This is a genomic window from Microbacterium songi (assembly GCF_042747925.1).
Lineage (GTDB): Bacteria > Actinomycetota > Actinomycetes > Actinomycetales > Microbacteriaceae > Microbacterium.
This window is the reverse complement of the sequence record NZ_JBHZIE010000001.1, coordinates 553,915-580,494: the sequence shown is the minus strand read 5'-3', so window position 1 is coordinate 580,494 and position 26,580 is coordinate 553,915. Positions and strand designations below refer to the sequence as shown.

Sequence of the window (26,580 nt, the reverse complement as noted above, 5' to 3'; positions counted from 1 at the left end):
TGCATCGCCACACCGACCGACACAGAGTGTCACAGCATTTCCCGCCCGGAACGGCCCGTGCCACCATGCTGAGATGACCGATCCGACCGACCCGCGCCCGCCCTCGCCGTCGTTCGCGACCACGCAGGTGCAGGCCGGGTATTCCGCGGGCGTCGCCCAGAACCCGGCGATCACTCCGATCTACCAGTCCAACGCCTACGAGTTCGGGTCGCTGGCCGAAGCACGCGACCTCTTCGCGGTGCGCACGGTGGGCAACGTGTACAGCCGCAACGCGAATCCGACGCAGCTCGTCTTCGAAGCACGCATCGCGCAGCTCGAGGGCGGCACGTCCGCCGTGGCGGTGGCCTCGGGGCAGGCGGCGACCGCGGGCGCGGTCCTCGCGCTCGCCCGGGCAGGCGATCATGTCGTCGCGGCGCGGCAGCTGTACGGCGGCACGATCGATCTGCTGCAAGAGTCCCTCGCCGACCTCGGCATCTCCACCACCTTCGTCGATCAGGACGACTTCTCGGCGTGGGCGGCGGCCGTGCGACCCGAGACCAGGCTCTTCTTCGCCGAGTCGATCACCAACCCGCTCGCCGCGGTCCTCGACATCCGGGCGGTCGCCGACATCGCGCACGCCGCGGGCGTGCCGCTCGTCGTCGACAACACGGTCGCCACCCCCTACCTGGTCCGCCCCGGCGAGTTCGGCGCCGACATCGTCGTGCACTCGGCAACGAAGTACATCGGCGGTCACGGGTCGTCGCTGGGAGGGGTCGTGGTCGACCTCGGTTCCTTCGACTTCGGCGCCGACCCGGAACGGTGGCCGCAATTCACCGCGCCGTTCGCCCGCATCGGGGGCTCATCGCTCTGGAAGCGGTTCGGCGCGGAGGGGCAGGCGCTCGCGGTCTGGCTGAAGACGAAGTACGTCCACGACTTCGGCCCGACGCTCTCCGCCTTCAACTCCTTCCAGTTCCTTCAGGGTCTCGAGACGCTCGATCTCAGGATGCGACGCCACAGCGACTCCGCGCTCGCGGTGGCCCGCTTTCTCGCCGACCATCCGGCGGTCTCTGTCGTGCACCACCCCGGACTCGAGTCGAGTCCCTGGCACGCCACGGCCGCGCGCGTGCTCCCCCGCGGGGCGTCCTCGGTGTTCGCCTTCGACCTCGCGCCCTCGGGTGACGCCCTGCTCGACGAGTCGCGCGTCGAGCACGTGATCGATGGGCTTCGCGTCATCCGGCTGGTCGCCAACATCGGCGATGCCCGCAGCCTGGTCTCGCACCCTGCCTCGATGACCCACAGTCACCTCGACGCGGATCAGTTGCGCGAAGCGGGCATCAGCCCGACGACCATTCGTCTGTCGATCGGCCTCGAAGATGTCGCCGACGTGATCGCCGACCTCACGCAGTCACTCGACGCCGCCTACGCGGAGCACCCCGGCGCTTCGGCCGCGCCTCGTCACAGCGAACTGCGCTGAGCCGCAGCCACCGTGTCCCCGTCTCCGTGGGAGCCGGAGCTCAACCGCCCTCACCGCCGTCGACCCGCGCGCCACGGACCCATACCCGATGACGACGAGGACGGGAAGGGTCGCGAAGCCCTTTCTCTCTCGGGGTACAAAGGAACCATGGACAGGGACCGCACCGGCAGGCCGAAACGCGACCGCGAACCGGTCTACTCGCTCGCCGTCGGTGTGGGGCGCGTCTTCTTCGGCGGCGTCCTCCGGTTACGACCGACGGTCTCCGGGGCGGAATCGCTTCCCGCCACGGGCGCCGCGGTTCTGGCGATCACCCATTTCGGCTACATGGACTTCGCACTGGTCGAGTGGATCACGTGGCTCCGTACCCGGCGCCGGACCCGGTTCATGGTGACCCGGCGGGCTGCCGACAAACCGGTCGTGGGCTGGCTCCTGAAGCAGATGCGGCACATCCCGGTGGAGATCGGGGCAGGGCGGGACGCGTACGCCGATGCCGTGCGGGCGCTGAAGGAGGGAGAGCTTGTCGGGGTCTTCCCGGAAGCAGGTGTCAGCGCCTCGTTCGTCGTGCGCGAGCTCAAGACCGGGGCGGTGCGCATGGCCGCCGACGCCGGCGTACCCGTCATCCCGATCGTGGTCTGGGGTGGACAGCTCCTGAAGACCAAGAACCACAAATCGTCGTTCGCTGAGGCCTTCCGCGCCCCGATCCACGTCTCTGTGGGCGCCCCGCTCCCGGCGGACTCGTCCGATGACCCCGCCGAGAAGACGGCAGAACTGCGCTCTCATCTGCAGGCGCTGCTCGACGACGCACAGGCGGCGTATCCGACGTCGGGCACGGGGAAGTGGTGGCAACCCGCGCATCTGGGCGGCGCCGCCCCCACTCCCGCCGCCGCGGCGGCCGCGGAGGCGGAGCGACAGCGGCGAAAGGCGGCCGCCCGCGCCGAGAAGACCGGCACCTGACGCATCGGGTGCGCCGCATGGCGGCCCGATGCCACGTGAGCGTCAGCGTCGCTCGTCGGATGCCTGTCCGTAGACGTTCTGGTACCGGTGGTAGAGGCTGTCGATCGCGGACTGCGGGATGGGCAGCAACGGGCCCGCCTGCGCGGCGATGTGCACGGTGCGGGCAACGTCTTCGAGCATGACGGCGGCCTTCACCGCGTCCTTCGCGGTCGCGCCGATCGTGAACGGTCCGTGATTCTGCATCAACACGCCGCGGGAGCGATGTCCGGTGAGGGTGTCGACGATGCCCTTGCCGATGGAGTCGTCACCGATGATCGCGAACGGTCCCACGGGAATCGGTCCGCCGAACTCATCGGCCATCGCCGTGATGACGCACGGGATCTCCTCCCCGCGAGCGGCCCAGGCGACGGCGTAGGTGGAGTGCGTGTGCACGACCCCCCCGACGTCCGGCATGTGCCGGTAGACGTACGCGTGGGCGGCGGTGTCGCTCGACGGTGCCCGCTCGCTGCCGGAAGACCCCGGAACGACGTTGCCGTCGAGGTCGCAGAGGATCATGTTCTCCGGCGTGAGGTCGTCGTACGACACGCCCGAGGGTTTGATCACGAAGAGGTCTTCCCCGGGCACACGGCCCGAGACGTTTCCCCCCGTCCAGACGATCAGCCCGTATCGGACGAGTTCGGCGTGCAAAGCGGCGACGTTCTCGCGCGCGGCGTCGATGCCTGGAATGTCACCGGTCACATCTGCAGGATACCGATGGTCGGATGCCGCCACCACCGCCGCCCGTCATCTGTACGCTGGAATGATGACTGGACTGCGCTGGGGAATCCTCGCCACGGGCGGCATCGCCCACGCCTTCACACGCGACCTGAAGACCGCGGGACTCGACGTCGTGGCCGTGGGCTCGCGTCGAGCGGAGGCCGCGGAGGGCTTCGCGGCCGAGTTCGGCATCCCTCGCGCGCACGGCTCCTACGAGGAGCTCGCCGCCGACCCCGACGTGGACATCGTCTACGTCGCCACTCCGCACCCCTCGCACGCGGAGAACGCCCTGCTGCTGCTCGAACACGGGAAGCACGTCCTCGTCGAGAAGCCCTTCACGCTCAACCGCGCCGAGGCGGAGTCGATCCGGGCCGCGGCCGAGGAGCGGGGACTGCTCGTCATGGAGGCGATGTGGACCCGCTACCTTCCGCACATGCGCCGCATCCGGGAGATCATCGCCGCAGGCACGCTGGGTGAGATCCGCACGGTGTTCGCCGATCACACGCAGAAGATCTCCTCCGATCCCACGCACCGCTTGAACGCCCTCGAGCTGGGCGGGGGCGCCCTGCTCGACCTCGGCATCTACCCCGTCTCGTTCATGTGGGACATCCTCGGCGCTCCGACGACGGTCGGCGCGACCGCGCGGCTCGCCGAGACCGGGGCCGACACCGAGGTGGCGACGATCTTCTCGCACGCCTCGGGCGCGGTCTCGACCACGATCTCCTCCTCGCGCGGCGCCGGACCCAACACCGCACACATCGTCGGCACCGAAGCCCGCATCGACATCGACCGGGTCTGGTACTCCGCCACCTCCTTCCGCGTCACGACACCCGACGGCGAGGTCCTCGAGGAATTCGCGTCGCACGTCGACGGCCGGGGCATGCAGTACCAGGCGCTGGAGGCCGAACGCATCATCTCCGAGGGCCGTCGCGACAGCGACATCCTCCCCCTGGCACAGAGCGTGCAGATCATGGGCACCCTCGACGACATCCGCGCCGCGATCGGCGTCACCTATCCCGGGGAGAACACCCATGGCTGATCTCAACGGCGGCCGCGTCGCCGTCTATCTCGACTTCGACAACATCGTGATGTCCTGGTACGACCGCGTGCACGGACGCAACTCGTATTCGCGCGACCGGTCGCGCATCATCGAGAACTCGAACGACCCCGAGATCGCGGCGCGCCTGGCGGCCGCCACGATCGACGTCGGCGCGATCATCGACTACGCCGCCTCGTTCGGCACCCTCGTGCTGACGCGGGCCTACGCCGACTGGTCCTCGCCCGTGAACGCGATCTACCGCTCGCAGCTCGTCGCCCGGGCGGTCGACCTGGTGCAGCTGTTCCCGGCGGCCGCCTATGCGAAGAACGGCGCCGACATCCGCCTCGCGGTCGACACGGTGGAGGACATGTTCCGCCTCCCCGACCTTACCCACGTGGTGATCGTGGCCGGCGACTCGGACTATGTTCCGCTCGCACAGCGCTGCAAGCGCCTGGGCCGCTACGTGATCGGTGTCGGCGTCGCGGGCTCGACCGCGAAGTCGCTCGCCGCCGCCTGCGACGAGTTCGAAGCCTACGACTCGCTGCCCGGAGTCCCCGCCATCGTGCGCGGTCCGGCGATGACAGCGCCCGCCGCGTCGGCAGCCGAAGCCGAGCCGTCGGCCGCTCCCAAGACCCGCACCTCGGGCAGTCGCCGCGGCAAGTCCACTGCCAAAGCGGTGGCTCCGGATGCCGCGCCCTCCGATTCCTCGACCGCAGATGTGGTGCACGCCGAGGCGACCGACACCGCCGAGGCGAAGACCGGTCCCGCTCGGAAGCAGGGCCGGGGCGCGAAGAACCCCCCCGCGCCCGTCAGCGACGGTGCCGCCACGACGGAGGAGCCGAGTGCGACCCCTGTCGTGGACCTGCCGGCGTTCTCCTCGGCCGGCGGCCCGACGGGCACGGTGATCGCCGCGGACGACGCTCCCGAGGGCGCCGAGGCCGCACCGCCGCGCAAGCGCGCCAATCGCCGGGCGACCTCGACGTCGGTCGCCGCGGCGACCACGGCTGCTCCCGCGGAGGATCCCGCGGAGCAGCAGGACGATCAGGGCGACGAGCCCGTCGAGGACCGGCACGAGACGGCGACCGCCCTGCTCGTGCGGGCTCTGCGACTCGGACACGACAAGGACGACACCGAGTGGCTGCACAGCTCGGCGGTCAAGACGCACATGCGCCGGATGGACCCCTCCTTCAGCGAGAAGGCCCTCGGATACCGCACGTTCTCCGACTTCGTGAAGGCGCGCGAGTCGGTGGCCGAGCTCGAGGAGACCGGTCACGAACGCCTCGTCAGATTGCGCGATTCCGACCGCGAGTGAGGCCGGAGGGTAAAGTGACCCTCGTGGCCCGCCTCAACGCCCCACCCGGATCGCAGTCCTCACTGCGCGAAGCGAACCGAGCACGTCTCGTGGAGTCGCTCAAGAGGCATGGGCGTTTGACGCAGGTGGAACTGGCCGGAACGACCGGGCTTTCGCCGGCCACCGTCTCGAACATCGTCAAGGAGCTCACCGCGTCGGGGCTTCTGCACACCTCGTTCACCCTGCGGAGCGGTCGACGTGCGACGCTCGTCTCACTCGCGCGTCAGCTCGGCCTCGTCGCAGGTGTGCACTTCAGCTCGAGGCAGCTGCACATCGCGATCGCGGACGTCACGCGGACGATCATCAGTCAGACCTCCCTCCCCCTGCCGCTGGATCACCGGCACGATGCGGAGCTCGACCGTCTCAGCATCCTTCTCAGCGACATGATGGAATCCCTCGGCGGCTCTCTCGCCGATCTGCTGGCGGTGGGACTCGCGATCCCCGCCTCGATCGACCCCCGCACGGGTGCCGTGTCCACCCCCGGCCTGCTCCGAGGCTGGGAAGGTGTCGACATCGCGGAACGCCTGATGGCGCGGATCGAGCGCCCGGTGTTCGTCGACAGCGAGGCCAACCTGGGCGGTCTCGCCGAAGCACGCGAGGGCAGCAGTCGGGACGTCTCGTCCTCGGTCTTCATCCGCGTGGGCCACACCATCAGCGCCGGGCTGATCGTCGGCGGAGACCTGTTCCGCGGAGTCAACGGCAAAGCCGGTCAGATCGGCCACGTCACGATCGACGAGAACGGTCCGATCTGCCGGTGCAGCAATCGCGGCTGCCTCGAGACGTTCGCCGCCGGCCCGGCGCTGCTCTCGCTCTTCCCGCCTTCCGAGGGGATGCATCGCCTGAAGGATCTGCTGCAGGCGTCCGACGAGGGTGACGGCAGCTCACGCCGCGTGATCGCCGACGCCGGTCGGCACATCGGCATCGCCGCCGCGAGCCTGTGCAACCTCTTCGACCCCGAGTTGATCATCGTCGGGGGCGAGCTCGCCCAGGCGGGCGAGATACTCATGGCTCCGATGCGGCACTCGCTCGATCGCAGCGCGCTGGCGTCCGAAAGCGGTCGGCCCGAGATCGTCGGCGCTTCGTTCGGCGAGTGGGCGGAGGCCCGCGGAGCGATCGCCATCGCCCTCGACCACGTCACGGTGGACGCCGAGGCGCTCCCGTTCTCAGCGTGATCACGCCGCGCACCACGATCCCGCAGCGAACGGGATCGCGTTCCTTCCTCCGGCGCACCGTCGCCGTCGCCGTGATGGCCGGCGCGCTCACCACCGGTCTCCTCGCGTGCAGTCCTGCCGGCACGACCGACGGCAAGATCGCCCTGCTGCTGCCCGACGTCAAGACGGCGCGCTACGAGACGTTCGATCGGCCGATCTTCACCGCGAAGGTCGAGCAGCTCGGAGACTACGACGTCCTGTACTCCAACGCCGACCAGGACGCCGCGAAGCAGCAGCAGCAGGCGGAGTCGGCGCTCGCCAACGGGGCCGGCGTGATCGTCCTCGACCCCGTCGACGCCAAGGCCGCCGTCAGCATCGTGACCGAGGCGAACTCGCGCGGAGTGCCGGTGATCTCGTATGACCGGCTGGTCGCCGGGGGTGACATCGCCTACTACATCTCGTTCGACAACGAGAAGGTGGGGATGCTGCAGGCGGAAGAGCTCTCCGCGGCCCTCGCGGCGCGCGGCGAGGAGCGCGGCGAGATCCTCATGGTGAACGGCTCGCCCACCGATGCGAACGCCGCGCTCTTCAGCGAGGGTGCCCGCGCCGTGCTCGACGGCACGGAACTCACGGTGCTCGGAGAGTTCAGCACCCCCGACTGGAGTCCCGACAAGGCGCAGGAATGGGTGGCCGGTCAGATCGCCCAGTACCGCGACCGCATCTCCGCGGTCTACGCGGCCAACGACGGCACGGCGGGCGGCGCGATCGCCGCACTGAAGGCCGCGAACGTCGACCCGCTGCCGCTCGTGACGGGCCAGGACGCCGAGCTGTCGGCGATCCAGCGCATTCTGACCGGAGATCAGTTCATGACGGTCTACAAGGCGATCCGGCAGCAGGCCGAGAATGCCGCGGAAGCCGCGGTCACCCTGCTCGGCGGAGGCGAGATCGATGCGGCCACGCAGGTCGACGGCATCCCCGCCACTCTCCTCGAGCCGGTCGCGGTCACCATCGACAACATCTCGGATACAGTCATTGCCGACGGCTTCTGGACCGCGGACGACATCTGCACCCCGGATTATGCAGCCGCGTGCACGGCTGCCGGCATCGAGTAGGCGACGGAGATGTCGATGACCCACCCCAAGACCGGGCGTGCGCGCGCGCGTGTTCTGACGATGACCGGCATCGGCAAACGGTTCGGCGCTGTGCGCGCTCTCACCGACGTGGATTTCTGGGTGAACGAGGGCGAGGTCGTCGCGCTCGTCGGCGACAACGGCGCCGGCAAATCGACGCTGGTCAAAGTGCTGTCCGGCGTGCACTCTCCCGACAGCGGAACGATCGAGTACGACGGCGAGTTCGTCGAGATCAACGGACCCGTGGATGCCAAGGAGCTCGGGATCGCGACGGTCTTCCAGGATCTGGCGCTCTGCGACAACCTCGACGTCGTCGCCAACCTGTGGCTGGGCCGCGAGCTCCGCGCCGGGACGACACTCGACGAGGTCGACATGGAACAGCGCACGTGGACCCTCATGCGCGAACTCTCCGCCAAGATCCCCTCCGTGCGCATCCCCGTCGCCGCCCTCTCCGGCGGGCAGCGGCAGACCGTCGCGATCGCGCGATCCCTCATCGGCGAACCCCGCGTCGTGATCCTCGACGAGCCCACCGCCGCGCTCGGGGTCGCGCAGACCGCCGAAGTGCTCAACCTCATCGAACGGCTGCGTGAACGCGGACACGGCGTCGTCCTGATCAGCCACAACATGGCGGATGTCATGGCCGTCGCCGACCGCGTCGTCGTGCTGCGCCTCGGACGCAACAACGGTGTCTACAACGTCGCGGACGTCACGAGTGAGATCTTGATCTCCGCCATCACGGGAGCGAGCGAGAACGCGGTGACCCGACGTGCCGCGCAGGAGGCGCGCGGCACCGACCGCGTCCCGCGAACGGATGACGCGGCGGGATCATCCTCCGCTGAGCCCGCAGACGTCGCCGGCGGCGGCGATGCGCCGATCATCTCGCTCCCCTCCCATCGCTCCCGCCGTCGACGCGACACCCCCGGTGGTGATACCCGATGAGCACCGGCTTCGACTCCCGCGGCAATCCCGTGACCGGATTCACCGACAGCGTGGCGACGACGCCCGCCACCGGCATCCGGGGCTCTCTCGATCTGTTCCTCACGCGCATCCGGGGAGGCGACCTCGGCTCACTGCCCGTCATCGCCGGTCTCGTCGTCATCTGGGTCGCGTTCCAGACCCTCAATCCGGCGTTCCTCTCGAGCAGGAACCTCGTCGATCTGACGATGCAGTGCGCCGCGATCGGCACCATCACGCTCGGGGTGGTGATCGTCCTGCTGGTCGGGCAGATCGACCTGTCCGTCGGCTCGATCTCAGGTCTGGCCGCGGCGGTGCTGGCGGTGACCTTCGTGCAGTGGCAGTGGAATCCGGTCGCCGCGATCCTGGCCGCCGTCGCGGTCGGATGCCTGGCCGGTCTGCTGTACGGGTATCTGTTCACGCGATTCGGGGTTCCGAGCTTCGTGATCACCCTCGCAGGGCTGCTCGGGTTCCAGGGCCTGCAGCTCTGGGTGCTCGGCGACACGGGGTCGATCAACCTCCCGTACGACTCGTGGCTCGTGTTCTTCGCGCAGCAGCTCTACCTGCCGGGCTGGGCGTCGTACGCCGTGGTGGTGCTGGGCGTCGCCGGATACGCCTGGTCGCTCACGACGCGGGCCAGGCGGCGGGCAGCCGCGGATCTCGAGAGCCAGAGCACGGGCGCGATCCTGCTCCGCAGCGCGCTGTTGCTGACCGTTCTCGGCCTGGCCGTCTGGTACCTCAACCTCTCTCGCGGTGTGGGCGTGATGTTCCTGTTCTTCCTCGTGCTGGTCGTCGCGGTCAACCACGCGCTCACGCGCACCCGGTGGGGACGCGCGGTCTACGCCGTCGGCGGATCCGCCGAGGCCGCGCGACGCGCCGGCATCCGCGTGGACCGGATCTACTACTCGGCGTTCGCGATGTGCACGACGCTCGCCGCCGTCGGCGGAATTCTGGCGGCCGCCCGTCTCGCCGCCGCGAACCAGAGCTCAGGAGCGGGAGACACCAATCTGAACGCGATCGCCGCTGCGGTGATCGGCGGCGCGAGTCTTTTCGGGGGGCGCGGAACGGCGTTCGCCGCACTGCTCGGCGTGGTGGTGATCCAGTCGATATCGTCTGGTCTGACCCTGCTCAGCCTCGACTCGTCCGTGCGCTTCATGATCACCGGAGTCGTCCTCGTGCTCGCCGTCATCGTGGACTCCGTGTCGCGGAGGTCACGGACGGCCTCAGGTCGTGGATGACGCGTTCCTGAGTTCACGCTGAGAAGTCGACGGTGACCCCGCCCGCGTTGTGTTCAGGAACGGAAGACATGTTGCACGGCTGAGGCTATCTGCGTTGCGCAGATTGTGCAGCATCGCGCTTCTCGATCGCCTGTTGCCAAAGCGTTACGTTCAAGACTTGACGCCAAGGGCAGATCGGATGATGATCGACCACAGCGCGAAATGTGCCAGGACGACCTGGGGCGTCGCCTCACTTCAACGATGAAAGGTGAATGATGAAGAAGTCTTCACTCCTCGCAGCCGCTGCCCTCGCCGGCTCGGCTGTCATGCTGCTCGCCGGCTGTGCGGGTTCGAGCGGCGGTACCGCCAGCGGTGACGCATCCGGCGGTGCGGAAGCAACCGGCGGCCGTGCCTGCGTGATCCTGCCCGACGCGGCCTCCTCGCCCCGCTGGGAGGGCTTCGACCGTCCGTACCTGCAGAAGGCGCTCGAGGCTGCCGGCTACGAAGTCGACATCCAGAACGCACAGGGCGACGTGCAGAAGTACTCAACGATCGCCGACCAGCAGCTCACCAAAGGCTGCGGCGTCATGCTCCTCGTGGACTACCAGGGTGCGGCCGAGGCCGTCGCGACCAAGGCCAAGGGCGAAGGCATCCCGGTCGTCGCGTACGACCGCCCCTTCACCGGCGCGGACTACTACGTCTCGTTCGACAACTTCAAGGTCGGCCAGCTCGAGGGCCAGACCGTGCTCGACGGGCTCGCCACGGCGGGCAAGGACCCGGCGACGGCGACCGTCGTCTACATGGGCGGCGACCCGACCGACGGCAACGCGAAGATGTTCCACGACGGCGCTGTCGACGTCATGGAGAAGGCCGGCATCAAGCCGGCGGCCGAGCCCGCCGGTGTGTGGGACCAGGGCAAGTCGCAGACCAACTTCGAGCAGGCGCTGACCTCGCTCGGCGGCAAGGTCGACGGCGTGTGGGTGGCCAACGACACCAACGCCGCCGGCGTCATCAAGGTGCTGCAGGACAACAACCTGACCGGCGTCGCCGTGTCGGGTCAGGACGCGAACGTCGCGGGTCTGCAGAACATCCTCCTCGGATGGCAGACGGCCACGGTGTACAAGCAGGTCTCGCTCGAGGCGGATGCCGCTGTCGACGTAGCGACCAAGCTCCTCGCCGGCGAGACCCCGACGGCCTCGCAGAAGCTGGACGACGGCACGCCCTACATCTCGGTCGAGCCCGTCCTGGTCGGACCCGATGACGTCAAGACGGTCGTCGCCAACGGCGACGCGTCAGCCGCGGAGATCTGCACGGGCGACGTCGCCGCCAAGTGCACGGAGTACGGCGTAAAGTAACCACCGCAACAGCGGGGGGCGCCGCGCCACTCAGGCGCGGCGTCCCTCGCTTTGTGCCCAGTGCGACTCCACGCAAGGAAGCGAGCATGTCAGAAACTGCAACTGCCCTCGAGCCGATCATCCAGTTGATCGGCGTCAAGAAGTCCTTCGGCCCGGTGAACGTCCTCAAGGGCGTCAACCTCAACGTCTACCCCGGCAAGGTGACCGCCCTGGTGGGCGACAACGGCGCCGGAAAATCAACCCTCATCAAAGGTCTGGCGGGCGTGCAGCCCTACGACGAGGGTGAAGTCCTCATCGACGGCGCGCACCGCGACCTGAACGCCCCCCGCGATGCCGCCGCCTTCGGCATCGAGGTCGTCTATCAGGACCTCGCCCTGTGCGACAACCTCGACATCGTGCAGAACATGTTCCTCGGCCGCGAGGAACTGTCCGCCGGCACGTTCGATGAGGGCCGCATGGAGAAGGACGCCTCCGACACGCTGCGGTCGCTCTCCGTCCGCACGGTGAAATCCGTTCGCCAGAAGGTGTCGTCGCTGTCCGGCGGGCAGCGCCAGACCGTCGCGATCGCCCGTGCGGTGCTCAAGAAGGCGCGTGTCGTGATCCTGGACGAACCCACGGCCGCACTCGGCGTCGCGCAGACCGAACAGGTGCTGAACCTGGTCGAGCGTCTCGCCTCGCAGGGCGTCGCCGTCGTCCTGATCAGCCACAACCTCGCGGACGTCTTCGCCGTCGCGGACGACATCGCCGTGCTCTACCTCGGTCAGATGGTCGCTCAGATCCAGGTGAAGGACACCACGCGCGACGACGTCGTCGGGTACATCACGGGCACGAAGACCATGGGCGGCATCCAGCACATCGGCACCACCACGATCACGACCGGAGGCGCCGCATGAGCACCACCACGACCAACGCGGGCCCCGATCCCGTGTCGAGCGACCTCATCGGCAGCGGCATGGAAGGCGGACTCGTCGACCAGATGAAGGCATGGTGGCAGCGCGTGCGCGGCGGCGACATGGGCGCCCTCCCCGCCATCGGCGGCCTCGTCGTGCTCACCCTGCTGTTCTCCGCTCTGAGCCCGTTCTTCCTCACGGAGCGCAACTTCGCCAACCTCCTGAACCAGGCCGCGACACTGGTGATGCTGGGGATCGCGCTCGTGTTCGTCCTCCTCCTCGGTGAGATCGACCTCTCGGCCGGTGTCACCGGCGGTGTCGCGATGGCGCTGTTCGTGGTCCTCAATTCGCAGTTCGGGCTTCCGTGGCCTCTCGCGCTGATCATCGGCTTCCTCGTCGGCATCGCCACCGGGGCGCTGATCGGATTCTTCGTGGCCAGGGTGGGCATCCCCTCGTTCGTCGTGACCCTGGGCCTGTTCCTCGGCTATCAGGGTCTGGCGCTGCTCATCATCGGAGCCGGCGGCCTGTACCGCATCGAGGTTCCCGAGCTGCTCGCGATCCAAAACGGCAACATGCCGGTCTGGGGTGGATGGGTCATGCTCGCGGTGATGCTGGTGATCTCGGGCGGCACGTCGTTCTGGGACCGCGCACGCCGCGCTCGTGCCGGCGTCGCAAACCGTGCGATCTCGCTTCTCTGGATCAAGCTCGCCGTAATCCTCGTGATCGGCGGTGTGGTGGTGTTCGTACTGAACTCCGACCGCGGGCAGGGCGTGAACGCTGTTCAGGGCGTGCCGATCATCGTCCCGATCGTGCTGACGATCCTGTGGATCGGCACCTTCGTGCTGGACCGCACGAAGTTCGGGCGCTACATCTATGCGATCGGCGGCAACGCCGAGGCGGCCCGTCGCTCGGGCGTCAAGGTGCGGCTCGTGAAGTGGTCGGCCTTCGTGATCTGCTCCGGACTGGCCGTCGTCTCGGCGCTGTTCAGCGTGGCTCGCGTCGGATCGGTGGATGCGACGGTCGGACGTGAGATCGTCCTGAGCGGTGTCGCCGCCGCGGTCGTCGGCGGTGTCAGCCTCTTCGGCGGTCGCGGACGTCTCGTCCACGCGGCCATCGGCGCCCTGGTCATCTCGGTGATCTCGAACGGCCTCGGCCTGCTCGGGCTTCCGGCCGGCATCAACCTCTTGGTCACCGGTGGCGTTCTGATCCTCGCGGCGACCGTCGACGCACTCTCCCGGCTGCGGTCGGGTGGGGGCTCTCGAACCTAGCCGCCTGCACCGACGAAGCGCCGGGGACCGTTCGGTCCCCGGCGCTTCGTGCATTTCCTGCGGGTCAGCGTCGCACGCCCCCGCGGGTCGACCACAGCGACACGGCGATCAGCACCGCCTGGAACGGCAGCCGAGCAAGACGCTTCGCGTCGGTGTCCAGGCCGAAGCCGTCCCGCTTCTTGGTGTACTGCTCGACATTGCCGGGGAACACCGCGACGAAGAATCCGGCGAGGATCGCTCCGATCCGTCGCTTCTCCTTCGGCAGCAACGCGAGGCCCGCGCCGAGCATGATCTCGACAGCCCCCGAGGCCACCACCACGCCGTCCTTGTCGATCGGGAAGACTTCCGTCGTCCAGTCGGGCACCTGTGCCTGGAACTCTCTGCGTGCCCAGAACAGGTGGCTGACACCGGCGAAGACGAGTGCGGCTGCCAGCAGCCAGCGAGCGATATCTCTCATGTACCCAGTCAACCGCGTGTCGACCGATCCGGCGAACCGTCGACACGACCGACGGAGATCGCCGGCGAAGGAACGGGTAACGTCGACGGGTGTCCTTTCCGTTCCCCGCTCTGCGCCGCCGTCCCGACTTCGAAGCGCCCGGGCTGGAGGCGTCGGATGCTGCGGACCGCCTGGTGCTCGATGAGTCGGCCGCCGCGCGTGAATCGGCGGGCGACGGCGAGGTGAGCGTGATCGGCGACGCCTACGGCGCGCTCACCCTCGCGTCGGCGTTCGACGGACGGCGCGGCATCCGCGTGCACCAGGACGCGCTGACGGGTGAGCGCGCTCTGGCGGCGAACGCACGCGAGCGGGGTCTCGAGAACTCGTTCACCTCGGAGGCCGACGTCCCCGCGGCCGTGACCGGAGCGAAGCTCGTCCTTCTGCGACTCCCCCGATCGCTCGACGCGCTCCGCGATGTCGCCGGGATGATCGCCGCGCACGCCGATCCGGATGTCATCGTGTTCGCCGGTGGCCGCATCAAGCACATGACGGTCGCGATGAATGATGTGCTGCGGGAGTTCTTCACGACGGTCGACGTGACGCACGCTCGACAGAAGTCGCGGGTGCTGATCGCACGCGGCCCGCACGACGGCACGGACCCGGCGCCGCGCGTGGAGCGCCACCCCGGCTTGCCGACCGTGTGTGCGTTCGGGGGCGCATTCGCCGGCACGTCGATCGACATCGGGACGCGGCTGCTCCTGGAGCACCTTCCCGAAACGCTTCCCTCCCGCGCGGATCCGGACGCGCCGCACTCGCTGGTCGACCTCGCGTGCGGAACGGGAGTGGTCGCGACCTGGCTCGCGCTGCATCATCCCTTCCATCGGGTGTACGCGTGCGACCAGTCGGCCGTGGCGGTGTCCTCCGCCGCGGCGACCGCGGAGGTGAACGGGGTCGCCGATCGCATCACCGTCGTGCAGGACGACGGTCTCGCTCTGCTGCCCGACGCGAGTTCGCACTTCATCGCCTTGAACCCACCGTTCCACATCGGCGCCGTCGTGCACGATGGGGTCGCCCTGCGACTGTTCGCCGATGCTGCGCGGGTGCTGGCGCCCCGAGGCGAGCTGTGGACCGTGTGGAATTCGGCGCTCAACCACCGTCCCACCCTCGAGCGCCTGGTCGGTCCGACGCGTCAGGTGGCCCGCACCCCCAAGTTCACCGTGACAGTCTCGACCAGGCGTGAGCGCCCTGACACGGCGTCCGTCGCCCCGGCGGCTTGACGCCTCACCCGTGCGGGGATTCCCGTGCTCGCATCAGGGAGCGAGCATCCGTCGAAGCGTTCCGATCGTGTCGGCCTCGGCCGCGGACTTGTCGTCGCGATACCGCTTGACCCGGGCGAATCGCAGCGCCACTCCCCCGGGATAGCGGGTCGAACGCTGTACGCCGTCGATGGCGATCTCGACGACTGTCGACGGTTCCACGAAGACGGTCGAGGCGGTCCGCCGTATCGCCTGCGCCTCGAAGTGCGCGGTCTGCCACTGCAGCAGCTGGTCGGTGAGTCCCTTGAAGGTCTTGCCGACCATGACGAGCCCGCCCGGCTCGCCGAACTCCCCCGTCGGATCGAATGCCCCGAGGTGCAGGTTCGACAGCAATCCGGTGCGACGACCCGAGCCCCACTCCACCGCGAGCACGACGAGGTCGAACGTGTGCACGGGCTTGACCTTGACCCAGCTCTTTCCCCGACGCCCTGCAGCATATGTCGAGTCGAGCGCCTTCACCATCACTCCCTCGTGACGCGCCGACAGCGCCTCATGCGAGAGCTGCTCCGCCGTCTCCGGGTCGTCGGTGACGACTCCCGGCATGCGCAGCGGGCCGACCACCCGCTCGAGTTCGACGAGGCGCGCAGACAGCGGCTCGTCGAGGAGGTCGCGGCCGTCCACGTGCAGGATGTCGAAGAACCACGGACGGAGGACCACCGACGACGACGCCTCCGAGCCGAAGCGGGCCATCGTGTCCTGGAACGGTCGGGGGCCGCCGTCCTCGTCGAGCGACAGCGTCTCGCCGTCGAGGATGACGCGTTTCACCGGCAGCTGCCGCACGGCCTCGACGATCTCGGGCACGCGGGATGTGATCTCGGCAAGGGTGCGCGTGAAGACGCGCACGTCTGCCCCGTCGCGGTGCACCTGGATGCGTGCGCCGTCGAGCTTGTACTCGACGGATGCCGCGCCCGTGACGGCGAGCGCGTCCGCCGGCGTCGCGGCCGTCGAGGCGAGCATGGGCATGACGGGTCGGCCGACGACGAGACCCACCGCGTCGAGGTCTGCCGCCGTGCCGGCGAGCGCGAGCCGCGCGGTCTCGCCGAGATCGCCCGACAGCATCGCGGCCCGCCGCACATCGGCGGAGGGGCGATCGGCCGCCGCAGCGATGGCGTCGAGCAGAACGCCCTCCAGCGCACCCGTGCGCAGCTCCCCGAGGATCACCCTGGTCGTGAACTCCCACTCCTCAGCGGTGGCGCGATCGGCGAATGCGCGGAGGGTCCCGGAGCGGACGGCGGCGGAGCCCGCGCCCGAGGTGGCGAGGAGTTCGTCGAGGAAGAGGTCGACGTCATCGACGGTCAGGACCGGTTCGGTGGCGTGGCCGACGTCGAGGCCCCCCATGCCCCGCCAACCGACCCCCACACGCCCCTGCCGCGGACGCGCGATGAGCAGTCCGACGGCAGGCGCGACCTCGTGCTCGTCGAGTCGGCCGAGCAGATCGGCGAGCGCGGCGATCTTCGCGGTACGCGAGGGGGTCGCGGCGACCGTGCGGGCGGTGGAGACCAACTCTGCCAACAGCATGGTCGAAGTCTTCCATCGACCACCGACACGGGCACGAGATGTCGTACGCAGCCGCTAGCGTGGCGCCATGCACACGACGAATTACGTCGACACGTTCATCGAGGTCGCCGACGACTGCCCGGTCGACAACGCAGTCGAGCCACCGGCCAGGGCGGATCCCACGATCGCCGAGCTGCACTACGCGCTCGTCAGCGCCGCGCCCTACGCGCTCACCTCCGACGACGTCGTCTTCGAGACATACGCGCGCCGCGCGGGGGTGCCCGAGTCCGACCGGCCTGCCGCCCGCGAGGCATTCTTCGCCAAGGGTCAGCCCTGCCTGCGGTCTTCACCCCTGGGCAAGCGCTACGGGTGGGGCGTGCATCACGACGCGCAGGGGCGGATCGCCCTGTACGCGCGAGAATCCGACGGCTACGCGCGTCTCGCGGCCGACGGTCAGATCGCGCACGTGCGAGCCATGCGCTCCTCGCGGAGTCGCTCCTGACGGCCCGGCCGCAGGGGCGTGTGCGTGCGCATCGCGCACATCCCCTTCCTCAGCGAGCCCCGCGCTCCGCCCAGATCGCGCGCAGCGCGGGCTCGAGCGAGGGGTACGAGAACTCGTAGCCCGCACCGACCAGGACGTCGGGAAGCACCCAACGGCTCTTCAGGACGAGCTCCGGCTCGGTCCGCAGCACCCACATCGCGGGTTCCAGCATGAACCGCCACGACGGGACGCCGAACGGCATCCGCACCACAGTGCGGAGCGTCTTCATCAGCTCGCGGTTGTCGCTGGGCGCGGGCGAGGACAGGTTGACGGGCCCCTCGATCCGCGAATGATCGCGGATGAAGCGCACGGCTCCGACGGCATCGTCGATGTGGATCCAGCTGAAGCGCTGCCGGCCTCGCGAGCGGTGCCAGAGACGCTCGGAGTCCGTCGGGTGTGCGCCGATGCCGCGGTACCGGCGGTGGTGCGGCCACCACCCGTCGTGCTGGGTGCCGCCGATCCCGAACCTGGCCAGCCGGAACAGGATGTCGGTGGCCGGCCCACGTCCGAGCACGATCGCCATCCGCAGCGCCACGCGACGCGTCTCGGGCAGCTCGCCGCGGAACAGCTCGTCCTCCCAGTTGCGCGTCACATCGACCGAGAACCCGGTGCCCAGCGCTCCCGTACTCTCGATCTGCGGACGGTCCATCGCATGGCGGTAGATCGTCGCCGTACTGGCGTTCATCCAGAGCGCAGGAGGCGCCTCGGCGTCGGTGATCGCCTGGCGCAGCATCCGGGTCGTCTCGATCCGCGAACGGAGGATCTCGTCGCGGTTGTCGTCGGTGTACCGGCGGTTGACAGACGTGCCGGCGAGGTTCACGACGACCTGCGCGCCGTCGACGGCACGGTGCACCGAGCCGGAATCGTCCCACCGTGCGTCGGGGCCGCGACGACCGATGATCCGCACCCGGTAGCCGTCCTCGCGGAAGGCTCGAACGAGCGCGTGCCCGACGAATCCGCTCGCTCCCGCGATCGCGACGGTCGGCGCCGAGACCGTGCCGACTCCCGCAGGATCCGTCACGCCTCCTCGCCAGCCGCCACGAGCCGGCTGACCTCGCCGACACCGCTGTAGAAGGCGCCGAGATCGGACTCGTCACCGGTCGGCTGCAGGATCACCGACGTCGCGCCCGCGCGGGCGAAGCGCAGCACCGCGTCCGCGACCCGTGCGGGTGAACCGGCGACGTCGAGCGACGGATCCGGCTCGGTCTCCCACCGCTGCAGGTCCGTGCGCACCCGCGCCCGCGCGTCGTCCTGGCCGAACGCGGCGATCACGAACACCACGAGTTCGTGATCGCCGTCGCGGTCCGCCGCCGCCCGCCCCTCACGAGCGAGCGCGAGAGTACGGGCGACGCGCTCGGGGGTGCTGCCCGCCGGAAGGATGGTGCCGTCGGCGACCTCGCCGGTGAGGCGCACGGTCTTCGGACCCTCCCCGGCGGCGAGCACGACGGGGGGCGAGGCGGGCGGCCAGTCCAGCGTCACCTCGTCGAGCGTGACGTATCGGCCGGTCGTGCTGACGGCGGCGCCGGCCAGGAGCTCCCGGAGCACCGGCACGTATTCGCGCATGAGCGTCAGCGGAGACGCGACACGCGCGCCGACCTGCGCCATCCACGGGAGCACACCGTGTCCGACACCGGGAATCAATCGTCCGGGGAACATGCGCTCGAGCGTCGCGATCTCCATCGCCGTCAGCGCGACGTTGCGCAGCGGCATCGGCGCCACGCCGATCCCGACGCGCAGGGTGCTCGTCCACGCCAGGACGGCGGATGCCGCGGCGAACGCCGACTCGCGGAAGCAGTCCTCCCACAGCCACAACTCTGCGACGCCCGCCTCCTCCGCCGCGAGCGCCGCGCCCCGCAGGTCTTCGGGCGGGAAGTCCGGGATGAAGATGGCTCCTACGGTCACGCTCATCGAGAGGTACTCCATATCGCTCCGGCCACCAGGGGGATCTGCAGAAAAAGACGCGCGAACCTCTTGCGGTCCGTGTCGAGCATCGGGGCGTCCCGCCCGGTACGCCACTGGTGGACGTTGCCCGGAAGCACGGCGACGAAGAATGCCGCCACCAGCGCCCCGATCGTGCGCCGCTCCCTCGGCAGGGCGACCAGCGCACCGCCGAGCATGACCTCCACCACGCCCGAGCCGACGACGATCGCGTCCTTGTCGAGTCGCAGAAGCGTCACCGCCCAGTCGGGGACGACCATGCGGTACCCGCGTCTGCCCCAGGTCAGGTGGGAGACGCCCGCGATCATGAGCAGAGCACCGAGCGCGAGTCTCGTGGCGAGCCGGGCGATGCCGGAGGCGGAAGAGGGTCGTCGACGTCGGCGGTTCACCGTGTCAGTCTGTCACCCGGGCGTCGCTGATCGTCAGCGCGCCCCGCGCACGGTCGACGAACGACAGGTAGTGCTCCACGTCGTCTCCCGCGGTGATCGCGCGCAACACGACTTCGTCGACGGCCGTCGCGAATGCGGCCAGACCGGAGCCGATCCCCGCGCCGCCCGGAAGCGGAAGCATCGTGTCCGCGGGTGTCAGGCCCAGGCGGGCGAAGTTGGCCGCGTAGGCGGGATAGCCGGCGTACTGCGCGCCCTCCTCGTCGCGACGCCGCATGGCCGCCTCGTCGACGGCGGTCCGCACGTAGAGCGCGGCGTACCCGCCGTCGACTCGTCCCGCCACCCCCGCGTCATCGCGCAGGGTCGCGGCCTGCGCCGCAGCTTCGTCCGGACTGAGCCAGCTGAGCAGAGCGCCATCCGCCTGTTCCGCGGCGAGCAGCCGCATCCTGGGTCCCAGCGCCCCCACGAGAACCCGCGCGGAGGTCTCGCCATGGATCATGCGCACGGCGTCGCCGACGAGCGCCAGGCCCCCGGCTCTGCGCTGCCCGGCACCGATGCCGAGTACGAGCCTCTCCTGCGGAAGTGCGTGCGCTCGGACGGCGCGGATGATCTCCCCGGCGGACCGCCGGTCGACCGGGAGCACCCCCGTCGCGAGGACGAGCGTGTCGGTCACCTGCGCGGCTGCACCGAGCGCGGCCAGCGAATCCCCGGTCGGCGTGTCGTTGACCCACAGGGCGTGGTAGCCGGATGCCTCGGCCTTCGCCGCGATCGCTGCGATCGTCTCCGGGCCGAGCGACCCGGCCACTCCCAGTGAGAGGTGTGCGCGTGTCATATCCCGAGCATGCCCCATTCGTCCGACCTGCAGGGCGCTGATACGACGATCGGCGAGACACCCCGCGATGCGGGGCGTCTCGCCGATCAGGTGCGGTCGACCGCGGAGCGGTCCGGTCAGGCGGCCAGGGCGATCCGAGCTGCGTCGACGACGAGGGCGCCGGCCGCGGCATCCACCGTCACCGCTCCCCCGTCGACGAGCGAGCCCGTCACGAACAGGTCGGCCACGCGGTCGTCGACCTCGCGCTGGATCAGCCGGCGGAGCGGACGGGCGCCGTACTCGGGCTCGTACCCGTGCTCGGCGAGCCAGGCGACGGCGTCGTCCGTCACGTCGAGCGTGACGTCACGGCCGGCCAGCCGCTCGGCAGTGGTGGCGAGCATGAGACGGACGATCTCGCCGAGCTGCGCGCGATCCAGCTTGCGGAAGAGCACGATCTCGTCGATGCGGTTGAGGAACTCCGGTCGCATCGCCTCGCGCAGCTTGCCCATGACCCGATCGCGCAGGTCCTTGTCCGACCCGAATCCGGACTCGCCGCCACCATCGGCGATGAAGCCGATCGCTCCGGAACGCGACGCCAGGAACTCGCTGCCGATGTTCGAGGTCATGACGATGACGGTGTTCCGGAAGTCGACCGTACGTCCTTGACCGTCGGTGAGACGGCCGTCGTCGAGCACCTGCAGCAGAAGGTTGAACACGTCGGGGTGAGCCTTCTCGATCTCGTCGAACAGGATCACGGCGTACGGGTTCCGGCGCACCTTCTCGGTGAGCTGCCCCGCCTCGTCGTAGCCGACGTATCCCGGAGGGGCACCGACGAGGCGCGCGACCGTGTGCCGCTCGCCGAACTCGCTCATGTCGAACCGGATCACGGCGTCCGCGCTGTCGAACAGAGCGTGCGAAAGCGACTTGGCCAGCTCGGTCTTGCCCACGCCCGTGGGACCCAGGAACAGGAACGACCCGACCGGTCGACGCGCGTCGCCCATGCCCGTGCGGTTGCGACGCACGGCCTTCGCGACCGCGGTGACCGCGGCATCCTGCCCGATCACCCGTCCGTGCAGCTCCTCCTCGAGGAGGGCGAGCCGCTCGCGCTCGGTCTCGGTCAGACGCGAGACCGGAATGCCGGTGGCTCGGCTGATGACGGCGGCGATTTGCGTCTCGTCGACCACGGTCGCTCCGTCATGACCTGCGCCGTTGGCCGTCGCAGACTCGATCGAAGCCTGCAGCTGCGTGATGTCGTCGCGGATGCGCGAAGCCTCCTCGTAGTGCTCCGCCGAGACCGCGGCGTTCTTGTCGGCCTCGAGCACCGCGAGCTTCTCGATCATTCCCGAGATGTCCACGGGCACGCCCAACCGCAGCCGCAGCCGCGCGCCGGCCTGGTCGATCAGGTCGATCGCCTTGTCGGGCAGCACGCGGTCGCTCACGTAGCGGTCGGACAGCTCGACGGCGGCGCGCAGAGCGTCATCCGTGTACGTCACGCGGTGGTGCTCCTCGTACGCGCCGCGCAGACCCTGAAGGATCAGCACCGCATCGCTCACCGAAGGCTCTCCGACGCGCACCGGCTGGAACCGGCGCTCCAGCGCGGGGTCCTTCTCGATGCGGCGGTACTCGGCGAGTGTCGTGGCGCCGACGAGGTGGAGGTCACCGCGCGCCAGGCGAGGCTTGAGGATGTTGCCGGCGTCCATGCCGCCGTCGCCGGCCCCGCCGGCACCCACGACGGTGTGCACCTCGTCGAGGAACACGATCACCTCGCCCTTGCGGGCTGCGATCTCATCCATCGTCTGCGTGAGACGCTCCTCGAAATCGCCGCGGTAGCGCGTTCCGGCGAGCATGGCCGGAAGGTCCAGGCTGATGACCCGTTTGTCGCGCAGCTGCTCCGGCACGGCTCCTGCCACGATCGCGCGGGCGAGTCCCTCCACGATGGCGGTCTTGCCGACGCCGGCCTCGCCGATGAGAACAGGGTTGTTCTTCGTACGCCGACTCAGGATCTCGATGGTCTGCTCGATCTCATCGCTCCGACCGATCACCGGATCGAGAGCGCCTTCGCGCGCCTGGGCGGTGAGGTCGGTGCCGTATGTGTCGAGCATCGGCGTCTCCGAGGGCTCGGTGTCGTTCGACGGGGGCGCCGAGGGCATGCCCTCGGGCGAGACGGTCTCACGCATTCCCTGCGTGAGGGCTTCGGCGGTCACACCGGCCTGCGCGAGCACCTGGCCGGCGGGAGCATCCTGGCCGATGACCAGCGCGAAGAAGAGGTGCTCCGGGTCGACATACGTCGAGCCCGAGGCGCGGGCCACCTGGTACGCGTGGAACAGCGCACGCTGCACGGACGGCGCGATGACGGCGCCGTCGACGGATGCCGCGCCCGAGGCGGCCGGAAGCCGCTGCTCGGCGGCACGGGCGATCGCCTGGGGATCGACGCCGAGGCGTCGCACCGCCAGATTGGCCGGGTCCTCGTTCACGATCACGCGCAGGACGTGCAAGGCGTCGAGCTCGTGTTGACCGCGCTCCAGGGCGAACTGCCCGGCGGTCTGGAGGATGCCCTGCGTGCGGGCACTCAGGAAGCGGCTGAGGTCGATGGAACGTGCGGCACGGGCGCGCTCGCCGTCGAGGTAGCGGGCGAGGAAATCGTCGAAGGGCGTCGCGTCACCGTCGGCGCCGGAGGAAGTGAAGTCGTCAGGCATGTTTTCTCCTGTGGATATGAATCAAGCACCGCCGAAAATCGGAACTTGAGCTAAGACGTATCAAGTTCAACGGAATGCGGTCTGCGGTATTCCCGGAGGGCACGACATGCGTCGAGAAGACCCGGAAACCCCCTCTTCGCAGACGACGGATGTGGCTACTCTGAAACCACACGAGTGACCATCGCACGCGAGGAGACACCATGTCGTTCATCACCCGAGGCTTCTCCGGCCGCTCACGCGATCGCGACCCCCGCCTTCCTCCCGGACAAACGCTGACCGAGGACTGGCCGGTGCTCTCCGCGGGGCCCACGCCGCGCGTCACCCCCGCCGACTGGTCCTTCTCCGTCCAGACCGAGAACGGCACGAAGACGTGGTCGTGGGACGAGCTGCGCGCTCTCGGGCTGGAGGACATCACCACCGACATCCACTGCGTGACGCACTGGACGAAGCTGCAGATGCCGTGGCGCGGAGTGCCCCTGGACGCCGTCTTCTCGGAGGTCGAGACCGCCCACGAGTTCGTCATGGCGCACTCCTACGGCGGCTACACGACGAACGTGCCCCTCGAAGACCTCCTGGACGGGAAGTCGTGGATCGCGTTCGAGGCGGACGGCGAACCGCTCGACCCCGAGCACGGCGGCCCCGCGCGCCTGCTCGTGCCGCATCTGTACTTCTGGAAGAGCGCGAAGTGGGTCAAGGGGCTCGTCACGATGCCGACCGACGATCCCGGCTTCTGGGAGCAGAACGGCTACCACCTGCACGGCGACCCCTGGCGCGAGGAGCGCTATTGGTGATCCGCCGCCCTGCCGCGTGGCACGTCGCGACGCTGGTCGCGGCATCCGCGGAGACCTCGCACGCACGACGGCTCGTCTTCGACGTCCCCACGTGGCCGGGGAACGACGCGGGCGCTCACGTCGACGTCCGCCTGACCGCCCCGGACGGCTACCAGGCGACGCGCTCGTACTCGCTGGCGTCGTCCGGTGAGGGGACGCGGATCACCCTGGCCGTCGACGAAGTGCCGACCGGCGAGGTGTCGCCCTTCCTCGTGCACGACCTGCAGGTCGGCGACCCCGTCGAGGTGCACGGCCCGCTCGGCGCCTTTTTCATCTGGACGCCCCCCGCCGCCCCGGCGGCGCCGCCCGTGCAGCTCATCGCCGGAGGATCGGGGGTCGTCCCGCTGTACGCGATCGCCTCCGCTCACGCTGCCTCAGGCGATCAGACGCGCCTGCGAATGCTGTACTCGGTCCGCACGCCGGCAGACGTCTTCTTCCGGAGCGAACTGCAGTCGTTCACGACCACCGCGCATCCGCTCGAGCTCGACTTCATCTACACCCGGCGCGCACCGCAGGAGTATCACTCCGCCCCCGGCCGCGTCACCCGTGAGCAGCTCACGGCTCTCACGTGGGACGCGGCATCCGACCCGCTCGTCTACGTCTGCGGTCCCACGTCGTTCGTCGAGACGGTGGCCGAGTGGCTCGTCGCGGCGGGGCACCACCCGGGTCGGGTACGCACAGAGCGGTTCGGAGGAACGTGATGACCCACCTCGACGGCAATGCCCTCGCCGGGACCCTCGTCGACGCGCTCGGAGCCGACCTCACCGACCGCTCCGCGCGGTGCGCCCACTGCGGCACCACAGCCGTGGTCGCAACATGTCTTGTCTACGTCTCGCCGATGGGCGTCGTGGCTCGGTGCGCGACGTGCGATGCCGTGCTGGTGACGGTCGTCGAATCGCAGGATGGACGGCGATGGTTCGGGATGCCGGGTGTCGCCGCCGTCGAGATTCCGGCGTCGCACTGAGCGAGGTCGTGCTCGGCGAGGTCGTGCTCGTACGCTGGTGAGGTGCAGGGGTTCTTCGGGTCGTTCTTCCACGGTGTGCGGTTGCTCATCGCGGGCTTCGGATGGTGGCGCAAGCGCCCCGGTGTGATGGCACTCGGTCTCGTCCCCGCCGCGATCGTCGGTCTGGTACTGAGCGCTGCGCTCGTCGGCCTCGCCCTCGTGCTCCCCGACCTGGCGGACGCGCTGACGCCGTTCGCCGACGGCTGGCCGGGCATCTGGGCGACCCTCATCCGCGCGGCGGTGGGTACCGCTGTTCTCGGATCGGCCCTCGTGCTCGCGGCGGTCACATTCACGACGCTCACGCTCATCGTCGGGGAGCCCTTCTACGACCGCATCTGGCGCGCCGTGGAACGCCGAGAGGGTGGCGAGGTTCCCGAAGCCGATTACGGGTTCCTCCGATCGACCGTGGATGCCCTCGCCTTCTTCGTGCGCGGCCTCGGCGTCGCGATCGTCGCCGGCCTCGCGGGTCTCGTACCGATCGTGGGGTCCGTGATCGGCGCGGTGCTGGGTGTCAGCCTGACAGGATGGCTGCTCGCCGACGAGCTCGCTTCGCGCGCGCTGATGGCCCGCGGCCTCTCCCCCGCCGCCCGCAAGCGCCTCCTGCGCCGTCACCGGGGCGCGACGCTCGGCTTCGGCGTGGCCACCCAGCTCTGTTTCCTGGTGCCACTCGGAGCCGTGGTGACCATGCCTGCGGCGGTCGCCGGATCGACCCTGTTGGCACGCGAGCTGGTCGCAGGCGATGTCGGCTCGACGGCGGCCTCGCTCACCGAGTGATCGCGGGATCGCTGTCCGTCCAGTTCTCCGCGGTCTGCAGGATCCAGAACGCGGCGAAGAGCAGCAGACCGGTGACTTCCCCCGCGAGGACGACCGGTGCGCGGGTCACGGCGGCGATCAGCAGCACCGTCAGGTCGATCGCGATGCCGATCGCGATCGCTGCATAACCGAACCGGTAGCCGCGGCCGGCGCCTCGTGCGGCCAGCCCGGAGACGACGGCGATCAGAGCGAAGAAGCACGTCGTGACGACGAAGTGGCCGACGTCGAGGAACGACGTCCGCGCGAGCGCCCACCATCCTGTCGCACCGAGGATCACGAGGGATGCGGCGGCGGCGGTGACCCACACCCCTGCGCTGAGGGTCTGCTGGAGAGCCGCCAGGGCGAGCACGCCGGCGACCGCGATCAGCCCGAAGACGGCGAAGGTCAGCATGCCGTTGGCGATGTTCGCCCACTCGCTCTCGGGGACGCACCGGATCGCCCCTTCCGGGCAGACGACCTCGACGTCCGGGACCTCACCCGAGGCGACCGGTGTCGGGATGATGACGATGAGCACGGCGAAGACGGCGGCGATGTCGATCAGCGCCTGCGCGACGCTGTGTCCGGACAGCGCGAGGAACGCGACGGCGACCGCGAAGAGAACCCCGACGAAGACCGTTCTCCCGGGCGTGTAGAGCATCGCGCTGATCGACGGCGGCAAGGCCCCGACCTGCGAGGCCACGACGATGAGGGAGACGAAGAGCGCGAGCACGGCTCCGACGATCGACAGGCGCAGGTAGCGATAGGTCCGCTGCGTCGCGGTGGAAGATGTGGCCACGCCCCCATCATGCCCGCCCG

General features: G+C 69.4%; 26 protein-coding genes and 1 pseudogene. 18 read left to right on the top strand and 9 right to left on the bottom strand.

Annotated elements, in window-relative coordinates; genetic code table 11:
• Window positions 1–73: 73 nt before the first annotated feature.
• Together ACFM35_RS03020 and ACFM35_RS03015 are read left to right on the top strand one after the other, a co-directional pair.
• A complete protein-coding gene (locus ACFM35_RS03020) occupies window positions 74–1,453 on the top strand; it encodes an O-acetylhomoserine aminocarboxypropyltransferase/cysteine synthase family protein (RefSeq protein WP_378838155.1) in 1,380 nt (459 codons plus the stop codon).
• A gap of 147 nt (window positions 1,454–1,600) precedes the next feature.
• A complete protein-coding gene (locus ACFM35_RS03015) occupies window positions 1,601–2,407 on the top strand; it encodes a lysophospholipid acyltransferase family protein (protein ID WP_378838152.1) in 807 nt (268 codons plus the stop codon).
• A 42-nt stretch (window positions 2,408–2,449) separates the two neighbouring features.
• Here ACFM35_RS03015 and ACFM35_RS03010 read toward each other — a convergent pair whose 3' ends face one another.
• Window positions 2,450–3,145: an L-ribulose-5-phosphate 4-epimerase gene (locus ACFM35_RS03010; RefSeq protein ID WP_378838150.1), complete on the bottom strand. Its 696-nt coding sequence runs from the start codon at window positions 3,143–3,145 to the stop codon at window positions 2,450–2,452.
• Between the two features lie 64 nt (window positions 3,146–3,209).
• Here ACFM35_RS03010 and ACFM35_RS03005 point away from each other — a divergent pair, with 64 nt between their 5' ends.
• From ACFM35_RS03005 to ACFM35_RS02960, 10 genes and pseudogenes are all read left to right on the top strand, one after another.
• Window positions 3,210–4,202, top strand: coding sequence for a Gfo/Idh/MocA family protein (locus ACFM35_RS03005; RefSeq protein ID WP_378838148.1), 993 nt, complete (start codon window positions 3,210–3,212; stop codon window positions 4,200–4,202).
• Window positions 4,195–4,755: pseudogene (locus tag ACFM35_RS03000) on the top strand (NYN domain-containing protein); the annotation flags it as partial. The gene ACFM35_RS03005 and the pseudogene ACFM35_RS03000, both read left to right, overlap by 8 nt.
• 24 nt (window positions 4,756–4,779) lie before the next feature.
• Window positions 4,780–5,514 carry an OST-HTH/LOTUS domain-containing protein gene (locus tag ACFM35_RS02995; protein WP_378838639.1) on the top strand — a complete coding sequence of 245 codons (735 nt, stop codon included), beginning with the start codon at window positions 4,780–4,782 and terminating at the stop codon, window positions 5,512–5,514.
• Between the two features lie 23 nt (window positions 5,515–5,537).
• Window positions 5,538–6,725, top strand: a complete 1,188-nt coding sequence (locus ACFM35_RS02990) for an ROK family transcriptional regulator (protein WP_378838145.1) — start codon at window positions 5,538–5,540, stop codon at window positions 6,723–6,725.
• Window positions 6,722–7,816 (top strand): sugar ABC transporter substrate-binding protein, encoded by a 1,095-nt coding sequence (locus ACFM35_RS02985; protein WP_378838142.1) that lies wholly within the window; start codon window positions 6,722–6,724, stop codon window positions 7,814–7,816. The genes ACFM35_RS02990 and ACFM35_RS02985 overlap by 4 nt, the downstream gene beginning before the upstream one ends.
• A 15-nt stretch (window positions 7,817–7,831) precedes the next feature.
• Window positions 7,832–8,773, top strand: a complete 942-nt coding sequence (locus ACFM35_RS02980) for an ATP-binding cassette domain-containing protein (RefSeq protein ID WP_378838637.1) — start codon at window positions 7,832–7,834, stop codon at window positions 8,771–8,773.
• Complete coding sequence (locus ACFM35_RS02975) at window positions 8,770–10,026, top strand: sugar ABC transporter permease (protein ID WP_378838140.1); 1,257 nt, start codon at window positions 8,770–8,772, stop codon at window positions 10,024–10,026. Before ACFM35_RS02980 ends, ACFM35_RS02975 begins: the two co-directional genes overlap by 4 nt.
• A gap of 254 nt (window positions 10,027–10,280) precedes the next feature.
• Window positions 10,281–11,360 (top strand): sugar ABC transporter substrate-binding protein, encoded by a 1,080-nt coding sequence (locus ACFM35_RS02970; protein WP_378838138.1) that lies wholly within the window; start codon window positions 10,281–10,283, stop codon window positions 11,358–11,360.
• 86 nt (window positions 11,361–11,446) lie between these two features.
• Window positions 11,447–12,253 (top strand): ATP-binding cassette domain-containing protein, encoded by an 807-nt coding sequence (locus ACFM35_RS02965; RefSeq protein ID WP_378838136.1) that lies wholly within the window; start codon window positions 11,447–11,449, stop codon window positions 12,251–12,253.
• Window positions 12,250–13,518, top strand: a complete 1,269-nt coding sequence (locus ACFM35_RS02960) for a sugar ABC transporter permease (RefSeq protein WP_378838133.1) — start codon at window positions 12,250–12,252, stop codon at window positions 13,516–13,518. Before ACFM35_RS02965 ends, ACFM35_RS02960 begins: the two co-directional genes overlap by 4 nt.
• Window positions 13,519–13,582: 64 nt before the next feature.
• Here ACFM35_RS02960 and ACFM35_RS02955 read toward each other — a convergent pair whose 3' ends face one another.
• Window positions 13,583–13,975: a DoxX family protein gene (locus ACFM35_RS02955; RefSeq protein WP_378838131.1), complete on the bottom strand. Its 393-nt coding sequence runs from the start codon at window positions 13,973–13,975 to the stop codon at window positions 13,583–13,585.
• Window positions 13,976–14,064: 89 nt separating this feature from the next.
• On the opposite strand from ACFM35_RS02955, the gene ACFM35_RS02950 reads away from it, so the two are divergent.
• Window positions 14,065–15,231 carry a class I SAM-dependent methyltransferase gene (locus tag ACFM35_RS02950; protein ID WP_378838129.1) on the top strand — a complete coding sequence of 389 codons (1,167 nt, stop codon included), beginning with the start codon at window positions 14,065–14,067 and terminating at the stop codon, window positions 15,229–15,231.
• 33 nt (window positions 15,232–15,264) lie between these two features.
• Here the strand turns inward: ACFM35_RS02950 and ACFM35_RS02945 are convergent, their stop codons facing one another.
• A complete protein-coding gene (locus tag ACFM35_RS02945) occupies window positions 15,265–16,788 on the bottom strand; it encodes an ATP-dependent DNA ligase (RefSeq protein WP_378838126.1) in 1,524 nt (507 codons plus the stop codon).
• A gap of 67 nt (window positions 16,789–16,855) precedes the next feature.
• On the opposite strand from ACFM35_RS02945, the gene ACFM35_RS02940 reads away from it, so the two are divergent.
• Window positions 16,856–17,269, top strand: a complete 414-nt coding sequence (locus ACFM35_RS02940) for a DUF6157 family protein (protein WP_378838124.1) — start codon at window positions 16,856–16,858, stop codon at window positions 17,267–17,269.
• Between the two features lie 49 nt (window positions 17,270–17,318).
• Here ACFM35_RS02940 and ACFM35_RS02935 read toward each other — a convergent pair whose 3' ends face one another.
• From ACFM35_RS02935 to ACFM35_RS02915, 5 genes are all read right to left on the bottom strand, one after another.
• A complete protein-coding gene (locus tag ACFM35_RS02935) occupies window positions 17,319–18,329 on the bottom strand; it encodes an epimerase (RefSeq protein ID WP_378838121.1) in 1,011 nt (336 codons plus the stop codon).
• A complete protein-coding gene (locus ACFM35_RS02930; RefSeq protein WP_378838119.1) occupies window positions 18,326–19,216 on the bottom strand; it encodes an LLM class flavin-dependent oxidoreductase in 891 nt (296 codons plus the stop codon). Before ACFM35_RS02930 ends, ACFM35_RS02935 begins: the two co-directional genes overlap by 4 nt.
• Window positions 19,213–19,635: a hypothetical protein gene (locus ACFM35_RS02925; RefSeq protein WP_489672259.1), complete on the bottom strand. Its 423-nt coding sequence runs from the start codon at window positions 19,633–19,635 to the stop codon at window positions 19,213–19,215. Before ACFM35_RS02925 ends, ACFM35_RS02930 begins: the two co-directional genes overlap by 4 nt.
• A gap of 4 nt (window positions 19,636–19,639) precedes the next feature.
• Window positions 19,640–20,464 carry an LLM class flavin-dependent oxidoreductase gene (locus ACFM35_RS02920; RefSeq protein WP_378838117.1) on the bottom strand — a complete coding sequence of 275 codons (825 nt, stop codon included), beginning with the start codon at window positions 20,462–20,464 and terminating at the stop codon, window positions 19,640–19,642.
• Window positions 20,465–20,580: 116 nt separating this feature from the next.
• Window positions 20,581–23,139: an ATP-dependent Clp protease ATP-binding subunit gene (locus tag ACFM35_RS02915; protein ID WP_378838114.1), complete on the bottom strand. Its 2,559-nt coding sequence runs from the start codon at window positions 23,137–23,139 to the stop codon at window positions 20,581–20,583.
• A 200-nt stretch (window positions 23,140–23,339) separates the two neighbouring features.
• On the opposite strand from ACFM35_RS02915, the gene ACFM35_RS02910 reads away from it, so the two are divergent.
• From ACFM35_RS02910 to ACFM35_RS02895, 4 genes are read left to right on the top strand one after another with little or no spacing between them, the layout of a single operon-like run.
• On the top strand, window positions 23,340–23,930 hold the full coding sequence (locus tag ACFM35_RS02910; protein WP_378838112.1) for a molybdopterin-dependent oxidoreductase: 591 nt from the start codon (window positions 23,340–23,342) through the stop codon (window positions 23,928–23,930).
• A complete protein-coding gene (locus ACFM35_RS02905) occupies window positions 23,927–24,670 on the top strand; it encodes an FAD-binding oxidoreductase (protein WP_378838110.1) in 744 nt (247 codons plus the stop codon). The genes ACFM35_RS02910 and ACFM35_RS02905 overlap by 4 nt, the downstream gene beginning before the upstream one ends.
• Window positions 24,670–24,933 carry a DUF6510 family protein gene (locus tag ACFM35_RS02900; protein ID WP_378838108.1) on the top strand — a complete coding sequence of 88 codons (264 nt, stop codon included), beginning with the start codon at window positions 24,670–24,672 and terminating at the stop codon, window positions 24,931–24,933. The genes ACFM35_RS02905 and ACFM35_RS02900 overlap by 1 nt, the downstream gene beginning before the upstream one ends.
• Before the next feature lie 42 nt (window positions 24,934–24,975).
• A complete protein-coding gene (locus ACFM35_RS02895) occupies window positions 24,976–25,746 on the top strand; it encodes an EI24 domain-containing protein (RefSeq protein ID WP_378838106.1) in 771 nt (256 codons plus the stop codon).
• Here ACFM35_RS02895 and ACFM35_RS02890 read toward each other — a convergent pair.
• Window positions 25,736–26,560 carry a hypothetical protein gene (locus tag ACFM35_RS02890; RefSeq protein WP_378838104.1) on the bottom strand — a complete coding sequence of 275 codons (825 nt, stop codon included), beginning with the start codon at window positions 26,558–26,560 and terminating at the stop codon, window positions 25,736–25,738. The two genes, ACFM35_RS02895 and ACFM35_RS02890, sit on opposite strands and share 11 nt — an antisense overlap.
• Window positions 26,561–26,580: the final 20 nt, after the last annotated feature.